This window comes from Corallococcus sp. M7 (assembly GCF_054512695.1).
The window spans coordinates 8,205,582-8,220,275 of the sequence record NZ_CM137252.1; the positions used below are offsets into that span (position 1 = coordinate 8,205,582).

At 70.7% G+C, this 14,694-nt stretch carries 10 protein-coding genes and 1 pseudogene; 5 read left to right on the plus strand and 6 right to left on the minus strand.

Going from position 1 to position 14,694, the window contains the following annotated elements:
* Positions 1-57: 57 nt before the first annotated feature.
* A complete protein-coding gene (locus ACX114_RS32840) occupies positions 58-2,238 on the minus strand; it encodes a S9 family peptidase (RefSeq protein WP_459291175.1) in 2,181 nt (726 codons plus the stop codon).
* Positions 2,239-2,326: 88 nt separating this feature from the next.
* Here ACX114_RS32840 and ACX114_RS32845 point away from each other — a divergent pair.
* Positions 2,327-3,105 (plus strand): annotated as a pseudogene (locus tag ACX114_RS32845) (hypothetical protein).
* A gap of 4 nt (positions 3,106-3,109) precedes the next feature.
* Here the strand turns inward: ACX114_RS32845 and ACX114_RS32850 are convergent.
* A complete protein-coding gene (locus ACX114_RS32850; RefSeq protein WP_459291177.1) occupies positions 3,110-5,092 on the minus strand; it encodes a BamA/TamA family outer membrane protein in 1,983 nt (660 codons plus the stop codon).
* A gap of 42 nt (positions 5,093-5,134) precedes the next feature.
* On the minus strand, positions 5,135-6,004 hold the full coding sequence (locus ACX114_RS32855; protein ID WP_459291179.1) for a cobalamin-binding protein: 870 nt from the start codon (positions 6,002-6,004) through the stop codon (positions 5,135-5,137).
* Between the two features lie 289 nt (positions 6,005-6,293).
* Here ACX114_RS32855 and ACX114_RS32860 point away from each other — a divergent pair, with 289 nt between their 5' ends.
* From ACX114_RS32860 to ACX114_RS32875, 4 genes are all read left to right on the plus strand, one after another.
* Positions 6,294-7,913: a serine/threonine protein kinase gene (locus ACX114_RS32860; protein ID WP_459291181.1), complete on the plus strand. Its 1,620-nt coding sequence runs from the start codon at positions 6,294-6,296 to the stop codon at positions 7,911-7,913.
* The gene (locus tag ACX114_RS32865; protein ID WP_459291183.1) at positions 7,910-10,471 is read left to right on the plus strand and encodes a TonB-dependent receptor domain-containing protein; all 2,562 of its coding nucleotides are present in this window, start codon (positions 7,910-7,912) and stop codon (positions 10,469-10,471) included. Before ACX114_RS32860 ends, ACX114_RS32865 begins: the two co-directional genes overlap by 4 nt.
* Complete coding sequence (locus tag ACX114_RS32870) at positions 10,468-11,640, plus strand: hypothetical protein (RefSeq protein WP_459291185.1); 1,173 nt, start codon at positions 10,468-10,470, stop codon at positions 11,638-11,640. Before ACX114_RS32865 ends, ACX114_RS32870 begins: the two co-directional genes overlap by 4 nt.
* Positions 11,641-11,869: 229 nt before the next feature.
* On the plus strand, positions 11,870-12,244 hold the full coding sequence (locus ACX114_RS32875) for a response regulator (protein ID WP_459291187.1): 375 nt from the start codon (positions 11,870-11,872) through the stop codon (positions 12,242-12,244).
* A gap of 6 nt (positions 12,245-12,250) precedes the next feature.
* Here ACX114_RS32875 and ACX114_RS32880 read toward each other — a convergent pair whose 3' ends face one another.
* The 3 genes from ACX114_RS32880 to ACX114_RS32890 are packed head-to-tail and all read right to left on the minus strand — an operon-like array spanning position 12,251 to position 14,621.
* Entirely contained in the window at positions 12,251-12,868 is a 618-nt protein-coding gene (locus ACX114_RS32880; RefSeq protein WP_459291189.1) for a protein-methionine-sulfoxide reductase heme-binding subunit MsrQ, read from the minus strand.
* 3 nt (positions 12,869-12,871) lie between these two features.
* A complete protein-coding gene (gene msrP / locus ACX114_RS32885; protein WP_459291191.1) occupies positions 12,872-13,861 on the minus strand; it encodes a protein-methionine-sulfoxide reductase catalytic subunit MsrP in 990 nt (329 codons plus the stop codon).
* A 34-nt stretch (positions 13,862-13,895) separates the two neighbouring features.
* The gene (locus tag ACX114_RS32890; RefSeq protein WP_459291193.1) at positions 13,896-14,621 is read right to left on the minus strand and encodes a fatty acid desaturase; all 726 of its coding nucleotides are present in this window, start codon (positions 14,619-14,621) and stop codon (positions 13,896-13,898) included.
* Positions 14,622-14,694: the final 73 nt, after the last annotated feature.

Here is a 14,694-nt window from a genome sequence, read left to right on the forward strand (position 1 = left end):
GTCCAGCCCTGGAGAGGATTCCCACCGGAACCGGACGAAGCCGGGTGGGGCCTTCCGCTACTTCAGGTTCTGCTGGAAGTGGGTGATGACGCGCTCGTACTGACGCTCCGTGACGAGCGGGTCCGCCACCATGTGCGTGAGGCCGGACAGGGGCAGGAGCTGGTGCGGCTTGCCCGCGCGGAAGAGCGCGTCCGACAGCTTCAGGGCGTGGAAGAAGTACACGTTGTCGTCCGCGGTGCCGTGAACCACCAGCAGCGCGCCGATGGGTCCTTCCTTCTTCGCGTACGTGAGCAGGCTGCTGACCTCGTAGGCCTGGGGCGTCTCCTCGGGCAGGCCCAGGTAACGCTCCGTCGCGTGCGTGTCGTAGTCGCGCCAGTCCGTCACCGGCGCGCCCGCGACGCCGGCCTTGAAGAAGTCCGGGCGCTTCATCACGGCCAGCGCCGCCATGTAGCCGCCGAAGCTCCAGCCGAAGATGCCCACGCGGCCGAGGTCCATCTCCGGCACCTCCTTCGCCAGCGCCTGCACGGCCTCAATCTGATCATCCAGGGTGACGGTGGCGAAGTCGTGCTTCACCGCGCGGTTCCATTCCGAGGTGCGCAGCGGCGTGCCGCGCCCGTCCACCCGCACCACCAGGAAGCCCTGATCCGCCATCCACTGGTCGAGCAGATGCAGGGCCATGGACTGGTGCACCGTGGTGACGATGGGGCCTCCGTAGATGTCCACGATGACGGGCAGCTTCTTGCCGGGCTTGAAGTCCCGGGGCTTCACCAGCGAGGTCCAGAACTTCTTCGAGCCCACCTGGCGCACCTCGAAGTCCGGCGTGAAGGGGGGCTCCTGGGCGATGGAGGGCAGCTCGCCCAGCAGCATGCCGTCGCCCTTGAGCACCAGCGTGCGCGGCAGGGTCTTGGGACTCTGCCTGGTGAGGACGATGAGGCCTCCGTTCCTGGAGATGAGCCCGGACTCCACGGCGGGACCGCGCGTGCCCGTGGCCACCCGCTTCGGCGCCTCACCGAGCTTCACGCTCCACAGGTGGCTCTCCGTGGGGTTCGGGTCGCCGGAGAAGAAGAGCGTCCGGTCCACCTGCACGTAGTGGGCGATGCTCCGGAAACCGGCGCCCGGCTTCACCACGGAGCGGTCCAGCTCACCGTTGGCCTTGCGCAGCTCCACTTCCGAAGCGCCGTTGCGGTCGGTGTACCAGAGGAAGCCGGAGCCATCCTCCAGCCACAGCGGGAACTCCTGGTGCAGGTTGATCCACGCCGCGTCCTTCTCCGTGTGAAGCACGCGCGTCTTGCCCGTGGCGGGGTCCACCGCCAGCACCTGCTCCTCCGTCTGGAGGCGGTTCTGCACCACGAGGGTGAGCGGCCCGCCCTTGTCCCACTTCACGGTGGCCAGGTACGGGTACTTCCGCGCGTCCCACTGCGCCCACACCGTCTTGCCGCCGGTGACGGGCGTGACGCCCAGGCGCACCTTCGCGTTCGCCTTGCCCGCGCGCGGATAGGGGAAGGTTGCACCTGGCTGCTCCGGGTGCATCACGTCCACGACGGTGAGCTGCTCCACGTCGGCCGTGTCGGACTCCGCGTAGGCGATGAACTTCGCGTCCGGGCTCCACCAGTAGCCGGAGAAGCGGCCCATCTCCTCCTGCGCCACGAACTCCGCCAGGCCGTGCGTCTTCTGCGCGGTGCCGCCCTGCGTGACGCGCTTCTCCTGGTTGGCCGCCAGGTCCACCCGGTACACGTCGTGCTCACGCACGTACGCCACCTGCTTGCCGTCCGGCGACAGGCGCGGGTCGATGACGCCCGGGCCCGTCTTCAGCTCCGTGGACTTCCCCGTCGCGCGGTCCACCACGTAGAGGCGGCCGGAGAGGGGCACCAGGAGGCGCGTGCCATCCTCGGAGAGGCTGTAGGAGGTGAAGCCCCGGGCACTGACGCGCATGCGCTCGCGGCGGGCCTTCTCCTCGGGGGAGAGCGTCTCCTCCGCGCCCTTGAGCAGGGCCTCCGGCGTGAGCAGCTCACGCACCTGCCCGCTGGCCACGTCGAACGCGTACAGCATCCGCACGTTGGACGTGGGGGACGTGCGCAGGAAGAGGACGGACTTTTCGTCCGGGGTGATGCGCGCATTGACGGGCCTGCCGTTCATGAACCGCCCGGTCTCCGCGTACTGGCGCAGGAAGGACGAACGCTCCTGGGCCAGGACGGGCATCCCCAGGAGGAGCAGCGCGACGGTGACGAATGGACGCATGCGTGATTGAACCCCGCGGAACGGGGCTCCTTTCGCGGCAGGATGGACATCCGTTGAACGCCGGAGCCTGGAGGGGATTTCGTCCCGCATGAATTCGAAAAATGACGACGCCCTGCGCCACCTGCGCCTCGCGGGCGTGGTGCGGCTGGGCCTGGGTGGAGGCCGGGGGCCGACGGACGCCTATGTGTTCGACCCGCATCGGCTCGCGCTGCCCGCGTGGGCGTGCGCCCTGGGCGACGCGGACCCCCTGCCCTGCTCGTCACGCTGGACCGGCACCTGGACATCGTCGTGCCCGAGCACCCCGCCGACATGCCGGACCGCTCCGCCGGCCTGCGCGCGCTGGATGAACACGCGCGCTGGAGGCTGGACGTGCGCAACTACGACCACATCCTCGCGGCGATGGAGGCGAACCTCGTGGGCGACGCGCTCATCATCGCGCGCACCCGGCCCCGGGGCTCCTTCGCCGGAGACGCCTACGTGGACACGCGCGGCCGCACGCACCGCATCGTGACGGCGACGACCGTGGACCGCGCGGCGGAGGCGTACCTGCACCCCGGCCCCACGGACGCGGTGCGCGACGTGCTGGAGGCCGCGTCCGCCGTGCTGCTGGACGTGGACCTGGACTGCTTCACCAGCCTGAGCGACGCGGACCCCACCACCGTGCTGCCGTGGCCGAAGGCCGTCATCCGCGAGTTCCTCCTGCCCCCCGACTCGGAGCCCTTCTGGGACGCGGTGCTGGGCAAGGCGGTGGCGCTGACGCTCGCGCGGGAGCCGCATCACTGCGGCGGGCTGCTCGCGTCCGGGGAGCTGTTCCGCGACGTGGCGGAGGTCCTCTTCCGCGAGCTGCTGCGCGTCGAACCGCCCTGAGAGTTCAGGGCGAGTCGAGGAACGTGGGCCGGTAGTCCGTCACCTGCCCGCTGCTGAGCGACAGGCGGCTGCCCACGGGCGGACGGTCGCCGTTGAGCACGTAGCCGAAGTCGATGCGGAACGGGAACACGTTGAACTGGGGGAACAGCACCCGCAGGCCCACGCCCACGGTGGTCACCATCTCCGGGCGCTCGTTGAACGCGCTGCCCGAGTCGAGGAAGAACACGCCGCCCACGTGCACCGTGCGCACGACGAGCGGCGCGGTGCGGTACTCCAGGTTCACCAGCAAGAGCCGCTTGCCGGAGTACGCGTCCACCGCCGCGCCGCGCAGGCCGTTGCTGCCGCCCAAGAGGCTCACGCGCTCGGACAGGTCGTCGATGTTCACGTCCAGCAGGCCACGCGCCACGAAGCGCCCCCCGAGCACGCGCGGCGACACCTGCACCAGCTCCGCGGCCCAGCGGCGGTTCGTCCAACCCTCCTTCGCACCGGGCGTCTGCGCGCTGAACTGCTGGCGGATGGACGCGGCCGCGGACGCGGTGGTGAGCGCGTCACCCCAGTGCACGCGGTAGCGCAGGGACAGGCCCCCTTCCGCGAAGTGCGCGGCGGACGGGAACACCGGCGGCGCGTAGCGCAGCGTGGCCAGCACGGAGTGCCCCAGTTGGAAGTCCTCCGACAACGTGTATGAGTCCACGTTGCGAAGCACGTCGTAGCGGGCCTCGAAGGCGCTCAAGGAGAAGTTCGCGTACCCCGCGTCCTCCGCGCGCGGCAGGTAGTTGCGGCGGAACCAGTCCGTCTGCGCGTCGGTGAGCTGCGACGCCACCGGGGCGGCGTAGGCGTAGTGGTAGGCCCCCGCGCCCATGCCCACGTTCCACTTGTAGCGCTGGCCGTAGGAGCGCGTGTACGTGGCGCCCGCGGCCACCTCGCGCGTGTTGTAGATGTACGGCACGGGCTCGCCGTCCGGGAACGGGAGCTGCCAGATGTCCGCGCCCCGGTACTGCCGCGCGGTCTCCATGTTCCACGCCACGGACGTGCTCAGGCTCCACGGCGTGGACAGCGAGTACAGCGGCCGGCTGACGACCAGGCTCCCGCGAGAACCCTCCGCCTTGCCCGTGTCGCGGTTGATGAGCACCGCGGCGGACTCCGTCAGCGACCAGCGGCTGCCGAGCACACGCCGGTCCGTGTAGCTCTGGCCGAAGCTGAACGTGTCCAGGCGCATGATGAAGTCCAGCGCCACCTTCTTGCCGCGCCCCAGGAAGTTCTGCTCCGTGCCCTGAAGGCGCAGGTAGAGCAGCAGCGAGCCCACGGCGGAGAACTCGTTGTTGAGCCGCAGCGACCACAGGTCCTTGGTCACCAGCAGCAGCGCGACTTTATCGGGAGCACTGCCCTTCACCGGCACCGCGCGCACGACGGAGAACAGCCCCAGCTTGCGCAGGTTGCGCACCGACTCCGCGACGAGCGCCTCCGAGTACGGCTGTCCCGGAGCAATCAGCACCTCCTGACGGACGACCTCATCGCGGGTGCGGACGTGGAAGATGTTGAGCAGCGATGGATAGGGATCCATCGGCGCGACGACTTCCTCGGCGGTGACGAGCACCTCCTCCAGCACCTTGCCCTGGGGCTCGGGCTCCACCTGGCGCTCGACCTCGCCCAGGCCCCAGGCGATGAGCGCCTCCTCGTAGTTCTTCGTGCGCTCCGCGTCCGTGGTGGCCACGGGCGCCTGCGTGCCCTCCGGCCCCACCGGGACCTGCTCCGCGCGCGGCGGCGCGGCGACCTCCGTGTTCGACACGCCCGACGGCTCGACGTCCGGTGAGCGCACCGGCGCGTCTGAAGGCACGACGTCCTGGGGCTTGCCGGCGCCTTCAGGCTCGGGCGGCCGGGGCGCGTCGGAGGGCTGCGCCGAAGCGCCCTGCTCGGGCGACGCCTGCCCTGACGGCGTGCCCGTCGCGGCGAGCACGGTGACCAGCAGGACGGGCAGTGAGAGCGGCACGCGCGCATCCTGTCATGCGCCACGCCTGCCGCCAGCCTCCCCTCACTCCAGCGCGGTGCGCAGGTCTCCCGGCCGGGCCATGGGCAGCTTCTCCCCCTTCGCGATGGCCGCCACGATGCGCGCCAGCTGATCCACCCCGTCCGACAGCGCCGCCGGCCCCGGCTGGAGGATGTAGGAACTCCTCACTTCGTAGAGCTGGTCGTCCACCACCGCCCGCACGCCGGACCAACCCGGCCGGGAGGCAATCTTCTCCCGCTTCGCCTTGCGTCCACACCAGCTGGCGATGACGCCCTCCGGGTCGCGCCGGGCCACCTCCTCCGGGTCGAAGATGCGGCCCTTCGCCCCCTGCGACGCGCGCGACTCCTGGCACACGTCCACCCCACCCACCACCTCCACCAGCTCCGAGCACCAGCGGATGCCGGAGATGAGCGGCTCGTGCCACTCCTCGAAGAAGATGCGCGGACGCTTCGGCAGCGACTGCGCCGCGTCCGAGTGCCGCTCCAGGTTCTTCTCCAGCTCCACCGCCAGCGCCTCCGCCCCCTCCGCGCGCCCCACCAGCGCCCCGGTGAGCCGCACCGCCTGGAGGATTTCCGCGAGCGAGCGCTGGTTGAACAGGTAGATGGGCACCCCGCGCTTGCACAGCTCCCGGCCGATGTCCGCCTGCAGGTCGCTGAAGCCCAGCACCAGGTCCGGCTTCAGCTCCAATATCCGCTCGAAGTTCGCGTCCAGGAACGAGCTGACCCGCGGCTTCTTGCGCGCCTCCGGAGGCCGCACCGTGAATCCCGACACGCCAACCACGAGGTCCCCCGCCCCGATGCGGTAGAGCACCTCCGTCGTCTCCTCCGTCAGGCACACCACCCGCCGCGGATGACGCGGCGCCGACGACAACAGCGCGGACAGCTGGGCATTCATGCGGGAAACCCTAACCCGCCCGGGCTCCCGTCACCGGGGATGACGCGACGCACCAGTGGCCCCGGACTGTGCGGCAACGGACGCTGATTTCCCCGTTTTCCAACCCCCACCGGGGACGCGGTGCGCACGGGAAGTGTGGGAGTGCGAGCGCGCCGCGCGGGCCGGAAACTCGGCGCCGGGGCGCGGCGATGATAGCGGCACGTCTCTTGGGCGGTTTTCAAAGGCGGTGCTAGGCTCCGCCGGGTCCGAAAAGACGTATGCGGTCCTTCTCTTCGCCTTGGGGGAACACATGATCGAAAGCGACGCCCGCCGCCAGGGCGCGCCCGCCGACGTGCCGGATCCCCTGCTCGGGCGGATCCTCAACGAGCGCTTCCGCATCCTGGAGACGCTTGGCGCCGGAGGCATGGGCCGCGTCTACAAGGCGATGCAGGCCCCGTTGGACCGGCTGGTGGCGCTCAAGGTCCTCAACCCGCAGTACAGCGGTGAGGGCAAGGACCCGGGCTTCCAGAAGCGCTTCTTCCTGGAGGCCAGCGTCACCGCGAAGCTGCGCCATCCGAACACCGTCACCGTCATCGACTACGGCAAGACGGAAGACGGCATCTACTACATCGCCATGGAGTACCTGGAGGGGCTGACGCTGTCGCAGCTGCTCACCCAGGAAGGGCCGCTGCCGTGGGAGCGCGCGCTCGCCATCGGGCAGCAGGTGGCCCGCTCGCTGCGCGAGGCGCACAAGGTCGGTCTCATCCACCGCGACCTCAAGCCCGCCAACGTGATGATCCTCAACCAGGAGGCGGATCACGACGTGGTGAAGGTCCTGGACTTCGGCCTGGTGAAGTCCTTCTCCGGCGACGCCTCCATGAAGGAGGACACCACCCTCACGCAGGCGGGCGTCATCCTGGGCTCGCCGCAGTACATGGCGCCGGAGCAGGCGCGCAACATCGCGGATCCGCGCAGCGACGTGTACAGCCTGGGCGTGGTGCTCTACCAGACGCTGATGGGCCGGCCGCCCTTCCAGGCGGCGCAGAGCATCGACGTCATCGTCAAGCACATCAACGACCCGCCGCCTCCCTTCCACACCGTGTGGCCGGACCACAACGTGCCCGCGGAGGTGGAGGCGCTGGTGATGAAGTGCCTGGCCAAGCGCCCCGTGGACCGCTACGCGTCCATGGACGCGGTGCTCCAGGGCATGCGCACCGCCGCGTCCGCGTCCGGCGTCAGCGGCGTCTTCGCCACGCGCACCGGCCTCAACGCGGTGGGCTCCGGCCCCCACAGCGGTCCGCACAGCGGCATCCACACCGGCCCCCACCAGGCGCTGGGCTCCGGCCCCACGCCCGCGCCCAACACCATGGCGCTGGACATCTCCGTGGACGAGGCCGGTGGCCTCGCGGAGAAGAAGTCCAGGAAGGGCCTGGGCATCGCGCTGTTCGGCGCGTCCCTGTTCGTGGGCCTGGGCGTGGCGGGCGTCTTCGTGCTGAAAGGGGCCCAGAAGCCCCCGATGGAGCCGGCCGTCTCCGCCCCCGTGGCGCGCGCGCCCGTCGCGCAGCCGCCGCCCGCCCGCGAGCCCGCCGCCGTCGCGGAGACCGCCGCCGTGACGCCGCCGCCCGCCGCCCCCCTGCCCGTGCGCTTCGACCTGGACAGTGAGCCCCAGGGCGCGGAGATCATGCTCGACGGCAAGGTGCGTGGCACGACGCCCCTGGTCATCAACCACACCCCTGACGGCCCGGGCCTCGCGTCCGTGGAGGTGTCGTTCGCCATGGACGGCTACCAGACCGTCAGCAAGAAGTACGCGGGCGAGCCGGGCTCCACCGTCAGCGTCTCCATCAAGCTTCCGCGCATCAAGAAGCAACCGGGACCGAAGTCTTCCCCCAAGACTCCGGCCTCCTCGTACAAGGACGATCCGTACCAGTGAATCCCCCGACAGCCTTCCGACGTGGGGCGCTCCTCGCGCTGTGTCTTTGCGCGACCGAGGCCCTGGCGGACGCGCGCCTCGAAGCGCGCCGCCACTTCCGCAACGGCATGAACCTCATCGAGCAGAAGCAGTTCGATGAAGGCATCGCCGAGCTGGAAGCGGCCTACACCATCAAGCCGCATCCCAGCGTCCTCTACAACATCGCCCGGGCGTACCAGGACGCGGGCCGGCTGGACGAAGCGCTGGACGCCTACAAGCGCTACCTCGCCTCCAACCCGCCGGACGCCGTCAGCGTGCAGGCCCAGGTGACGCGCCTGGAGGCCACGCAGAAGGCGGCCCAGGCGGAGGCGCCCGCCCCCGGCACCGAGACCGGCACGACAGGCTCCACCACCGGCCTGCCCATGCCGCCGCCGCCCCCCACGAGCATCCAGGCCCAGCAGCAGATGGCCTCGCTCATGGAGCGGCTGGAGAAGGCCGTCGCCCGCGCGGAGTCCATGTCCGCGCAGCCCCAGGGCTCCCAGCAGCCCGCGGCCACGCCCGGCCCCACCACCGTCAGCTCCAGCGGCGGCGCCGAGTCCGGCGACACCTCTGGCGACCAGGGCCTGGTGCCGTACGAAGAGCGCGTCGTGACGGCCAGCCGCCGCGCCCAGTCCTCGCTGGAAGCGCCCAACGCCACCACCGTCATCACCGCGGAGGACATCCGCCTGTCGGGTGCCACCACGCTGCCGGAGCTCCTGCGCCGCGTGCCCGGCGCGGACGTGATGGCCATGGGCGTGGGCAGCGCCAACGTCAGCCTGCGCGGCTTCAACCAGCGCCTGGCCAACAAGGTGCTGGTGCTGGTGGACGGCCGCACGGAGTACCAGGACTTCCTCGGCCTCACGGTGTGGGCGGGGCTGCCCATCGGCCTGGAGGAGATCGACCGCATCGAGGTCATCCGCGGTCCGGGCAGCGCGCTGTACGGCGCCAACGCGATGCTGGGCGTCATCAACATCATCACCCAGGCCCCCGGCACCGGCCGGCGCGCGCGCTTCGGCGCCATGGCGGGCGGCGGCAACACCGTGCAGGGCTCCTTCGTCAGCCACGGGCAGAACGGGGGCCTGCGCTACCGCGCGTCCGCCGCCTACCGGCAGGAGGACAAGTGGAGCCGTGACTACGAGACCGGCCGTCCGGACTTCGCCCTGCAGGGTCCCGCGGATCCGGACCTGGGGCAGCGCGGGGCTCGCGCCAACCTGTCCACCGTCTACACGTTCCAGGAGGGCCGCGCGATTGGCGTCTCCGGCGGCGTGCACCGCTACCTGACGGAGATCTATCCGCTGGGCCTGCTGCGCAACTACTACATCGACGGCCTGGGCGCGTACGCCAAGGCGGACGTGGAACTGGGCGCGGTGAAGCTCAAGGCGTTCTGGAACCACCTGTCCGGCGACGCGGGTCCCCAGTACGAGGCCATTGGCCAGCGCTCGCTGGGCACCAGCGTCGCGTCCAACGTCTTCAACGGTGAAGCGCTGTACGCGCGCGGCTTCGAACTGGCCGGTGAGCACCAGGTGAACATCGGCGTGGAGGGCCGCCTGAAGCGCGTGGCCTTCACCTACCTGGACGGCCTGCGCGAGGAGTTCCACGCGGCGGCCTTCGTCCAGGACGAGTGGCGCATCGTGCAGCCCCTGCGCCTCATCGTCAGCTACCGCGTGGACCGCCACCCGCTGCTCGACAAGGGCAACCCGGGCATCGCGCAGTCGCCGCGTCTGTCCGCGGTGTTCCAGCCCATTGAAGGGCACGCCTTCCGCGCGTCCGTGGCCACCGCCTTCCGCGAGCCCACGTTCCTGGAGAGCTACACCCGGCTGCCCGTGCCCGTGCCGGGCGTCAACGGCGTGAGCCTGCTGACCACCGGCAACCGGACGCTGCGCCCCGAGCGCCTCAACGCGCTGGAGCTGGGCTGGCGCGGCGAGTCCCCGCGCCTGGGTCTGGACTGGGACGTGGCCCTCTACCAGAACACGGTGAAGGACCTCATTGCCCTGTCGCCCGTGCAGTCCCTGCCCGCTGGCGAGTCCTTCGACAGCGGCACCGGCAACTACCTCTTGGGCCGCTCCATGTTCACCAACGAGGCCGCCATCTACACCGCGCGCGGCGTCGAGGCGGGCATCAACGTGTCCCCCATCGACGGCCTGGGCGTGAAGGCGAGCGCCGCGTACCAGCACATCAGCTCCGACCTGCCGGACGACAACCAGTGCGGCACGTGCAGCCAGACGCCGGCATTCCGGCTCTTCGGCGGCGTCACCTACCGCACGCGCACGGACCTGGAGTTCGGCATCGAAGCGGCGTTCACGTCCTCCACCACCTGGGTGGAGCGCGAGCCCTCCGCGTCCGACCCGACGCGCGTGGACCTCATCGCCAACAACCTCCCCGCGTACACCGTCGTCAACGCCCGCGTGGGCTACACCGTGGTGAAGGACTTCGTCTCCGTGGCGCTGCAGGGCAGCCAGCTCGGCGGCGGCCACGCGGAGCACCCCTTCGGCAACCGCATCGAGCGGCGCGTGTTCGCCAACCTCACGGTGACCCCATGAAGCGCGCCCTTCCCTTCCTCGCGTTCACGCTCGCGTCGCTGCTGTCAGGCGGCTGTGATGCCCCGGACGTGGTGCCCACGGCGGACGGCCGCCAGCACACGCGCTCGGCCCGCATCGAGGGCAACCTGGTGGTCCAGTCGCGCGCCCGCGGCAACGCCATCGTGTTCCTCTACGACGCGGCCAACCCGCCGCCGCCCGCGGGCTCCGGCCGGCCGCTGGCCTTCACCGTCGTCACCGCCGCGGAGCTGTTCGGCGCGTCCATGGGCGACAGCTCCACGGGCCCGTTCACCGCGCCGTTCTCGCTGAGCCTCGTGGAGCCGGGCCGCTACCTGCTGCGCGGCTTCATCGATGCGGACACCTGCCGGAGCGCCCCGCAGCCCTGCCACGTGTCGGACTTCAACCCCTGGTACGGCGTCACCTCCGAGCCCAACGCGGGCGACGTGGGCGGCGGCGCGGTGGACCCCGCCACCAGCGCCACGCGCATCCTGGAGGTGACGACGGACGCGGACGGCTGGCCCCAGCCGCTCACCGGCATCTCCGTGTCCTTCGCGGACTCGGCCACCGTGCCCTTCGACCGGCCGGCGTTCCAGACCGCGGACGCGCGCGAGTTCAACACCGCGTCCACGCCCCTGAAGACGCTGACGCTCACGCCGCAGGCCCTCACCGGCCCGGTGGACCAGCGTCCTCCGGGCTTCTGGGTGCAGTTGGGGGACGCCAACAAGGACGGCGTCCCGGACGACGCCAACGCGGACGGCAAGCCGGACGTCGTCTGGCCGCGCGTCATCGTGCGCAAGCTGGCGGAGGGCGTGACGGGCTACTCGGACGACACGGACCACAACCACGACGGCCAGCCGGACGCGGTGGTGCTGGCGGCCGGGCTGGTGCCCGACCCGCTGCTCGCCGCGCTGCTCGATGAACAGGGGAAGCCCCGCCCGCAGCCTGTCTTCGTTCCGCAGCTGGTGGTGGCCATCCGCGCCCAGGCGCTGGACGCGCGCGACCCCGCCGCGCCCACGCCGCTCACGGCCGTGCCCCCGGGTCGCTACAGCGTCACCCTGCTGCAGTCCACGGGTCAGACGTGGCGGCTGCCCAACGAGCTGGACCCGGCGCTCGCGGAGGCCGCGGGGCTGCCGGGCGTGCAGTCCCAGGCCTTCGTGCTGGAGGTCCGCTGAGGTCGTTTTCGCCCTCCCGAAATCGCGGTGTATGGCCTTGGGTTGCTTTGACTTCGCAGGGCCCTTCCGCGACCATGGGCGAAGCCGCTGGAGGCGTTTCCTCCCCGAGGTTTTGATTCCGATGAAGGCCGGTCCTCTCTCCGTCCCCGAAAACGCGCCCTCCCGTCCCACGGGGAGCACGCCCACGGTCCGTCCGACCGGGGGGACCGGTCCGCAGCGAGTACTGCTGGTGGACGACAGCCGCTCCATCCGGACGCTGCTGAAGATCTACCTGATGGCCCGCAGCTTCGAGTTCCTCGAGGCGGAGTCCGCCGAGGAGGGCCTCAAGGTCGCCGAGGCGGAGCAGGTGGACCTCATCCTCACCGACTTCCACATGGACGGGATGAACGGCGCGGACTTCGCCGGGCAGATCCGCGCCAGCAGCAACGCCAGGCTGTCCAAGGTCCCCATCCTGATGATGACGGGCGACCCGAACGTGGCGGAGGTCCGCGCGCTGGGCCAGAAGGCCGGCATCAGCGCCTTCGTGCGCAAGCCGGTGAGCTGCGCGCAGCTGATGACGCTGGTGGACACCATCCTCCCGCTGCCCCGCGCCGCCGCGAAGTAGCCTGCTTCAGGCCGGGCGCTCCCTCGCGAGCGCCCGCCGCTTGCGCAGCGCCTCCCCTACCCGCACCGCGAAGAGCAGCGCCAGGACGGCCCCGTAGAGCACCGGCTCGGTGACGTCCTTCTTCACCCGCCACACGAAGTGCACCACGCCCAGCACCGCGGCCACGTAGGCCAGCCGGTGCAGGCGCTGCCACGTGGGGAAGCCCAGCCTGCGCACCCACTTGTTGGTGGAGGTGACGGCCAGCGGCACCAGCAGCAGCAGCGCGGTGAAGCCCACGGTGATGAAGGGCCGCGTGAAGACGTCCTTCGCCATGGCGCGCACGTCCAGGCCCTGATCCAACACGGCATAGGTGAGGAAGTGCGCCGCCGCGTAGGTGAAGGCCAACAGTCCCAGCGTGCGGCGGATGCGCGCGGGCCACGTCCAGCCCGTCACCAGCCGCACCGGCGTGCACGCCAGCGAGCCCACCAGCACCGCCAGCGCGAAGAGGCCCGTCTGGTTGAGGGCGAACTCGATGCCGTTGGCCCCCAGCTGTCCCTGCGCCCCCTGCATCGCGAGGAGCAGCAGCGGAGAGAGCCCTCCGACGGCGATGGCGGGATTCAGCCAGGGGAGCTTGGAGGAGGCCATGGTTCAGAAGTCCCGCTTCAGGTCCATGCCGCGGTAGAGGCCGGCCACGGCGTCCGCGTAACCGTTGAAGGGCAGCGTGGGCCGGCGCGACGTCTCACCGATGCGGCGCTCCGTGGCCTGGCTCCAGCGCGGGTGGTCCACCGCCGGGTTCACGTTGGCGTAGAAGCCGTACTCGCGCCGGTTGGCGATGTTCCACGTCGTGGGCGGCTGCTCGCGCGTGAGCGTGATGCGGACAATGGATTTGATGCCCTTGAAGCCGTACTTCCACGGCACCACCAGCCGCAGCGGGGCGCCGTTCTGCGCGGGCAGCTGCTTGCCGTACAGGCCCGTGGCCAGCAGCGTCAGCGGGTGCATGGCTTCATCCAGGCGCAGGCCCTCCACGTAGGGCCAGTCCAGCACCGGGCTCTTCTGGCCGGGCAGCTGCTCCGGGTCCTCCAGCGTGGTGAAGGCCACGTACTTCGCGAAGGACGTGGGCTGCACGCGGTCCAGCAGCTTGCCCAGGGGTAGGCCCAGCCACGGAATCACCATGGACCAGGCCTCCACGCAGCGCATCCGGTAGACGCGCTCCTCCAGCGGGAAGGCGGAGATGAGCTGGTCCACGTCCACGGTCCACGGCTTGTGCACTTCCCCGTCGATGACGACCGTCCACGGCCGCGTCTTCAACAGGTGCGCACGGCGGGCCGGGTCGTTCTTGTCCAGGCCCAGCTCGTAGAAGTTGTTGTAGGTGGTGACGTCCTCGTAGGGCGTGCGGGGCTCGTCCGTGCTGAAGAGGCCCTGGGCGGGCGCCACCGGCTGGTCCACCGTGCCCGCGTCCGGCACGAAGCCGTCCATGGGCCGGGTGCGCTTCATGCCCAGCAGGTACAGCCCTCCGCCCACCACCGCGGCGGTGCCCGCGAACAGGCCCGCGTTCTTGAGGAACTCGCGGCGGCGCACGTAGAGCTTCTCGGGCGTCACTTCGGAGCCGGGGGGCTCGGGAGGGAGCTTGTCGCGCATGACTCCCTCTATAACGCTCCAGCGCCTTTTCCGGTTACCGCCGGGCGTCCTTCACCCGCCACAGCCGCCACCAGGGCGTGCCGGGGGACTGATGGTGCTCCCAGTGGTAGCCGAAGAAGAAGCACGACAGCAGGGCCCACGGGTGGTTGCGCGGCAGGGAGCGCGCGTGGTGCGGCGCCATCCCTTCCGTCTCCGGGCGCCGGTGCGGCAGGTACGTGCCGAAGTAGAACAGCTGCACGGTGGCCAGCACCGACGGCAGCACCCAGAAGGCCAGGATGCGCGCCTGGGGGACACCCAGCCACAGCAGCACGTTGAACTTCAGCGCCATGACCGCGATTTGCGGCCACGTCGTGTAGCGGACCATGAAGGCCCCGAACCACGGCCAGAACGACAGGCCCCGGGCCGCGAAGTCCGGGTCGTGCTCGCCGGTGGGGTCCACATGGTGCGCGCGGTGGTTCACCACCAGCCGGCGGTAGGACAGCCCCGCGAAGAGGAAGCAGGCCAGCCCCCCCACCGCCGCGTTCACCCGGCGGTTCAGGGACACCGTGCCGTGCATGGCGTCATGCCCGGTGATGAAAAGGCCGGTGGACAGCCACATCTGAAGGAGGACATGCAGCCAGGGGAGCGGTGAAGCCCACGGCAGCCCGGGCCCCGCCAGCATCCACGCCAGGTGCCCACCCCACGCGCCCACCACCGCGAGCGCAAGCACGACGCCCCACGGGTCGGGAGGAGCGAGACGGATGGAGGGCTCGGGCGCCATGGCTCCCTTACTGGCCATGCCCCGCCCCCCGCGCACGAAGAAAAGCGCGCGAGGGACGGAAGCGCGGCCGGGA

Excerpts from the sequence above, each read along its gene's own strand:
- ACX114_RS32890 (WP_459291193.1), bottom strand. The coding sequence starts at position 14,621 with ATGGCGCCCGAGCCCTCCATCCGTCTCGCTCCTCCCGACCCGTGGGGC.
- msrP (WP_459291191.1), bottom strand. The coding sequence starts at position 13,861 with ATGCGCGACAAGCTCCCTCCCGAGCCCCCCGGCTCCGAAGTGACGCCC.
- ACX114_RS32870 (WP_459291185.1), top strand. The coding sequence starts at position 10,468 with ATGAAGCGCGCCCTTCCCTTCCTCGCGTTCACGCTCGCGTCGCTGCTG.
- ACX114_RS32880 (WP_459291189.1), bottom strand. The coding sequence starts at position 12,868 with ATGGCCTCCTCCAAGCTCCCCTGGCTGAATCCCGCCATCGCCGTCGGA.
- ACX114_RS32855 (WP_459291179.1), bottom strand. The coding sequence starts at position 6,004 with ATGAATGCCCAGCTGTCCGCGCTGTTGTCGTCGGCGCCGCGTCATCCG.
- ACX114_RS32860 (WP_459291181.1), top strand. The coding sequence starts at position 6,294 with ATGATCGAAAGCGACGCCCGCCGCCAGGGCGCGCCCGCCGACGTGCCG.
- ACX114_RS32840 (WP_459291175.1), bottom strand. The coding sequence starts at position 2,238 with ATGCGTCCATTCGTCACCGTCGCGCTGCTCCTCCTGGGGATGCCCGTC.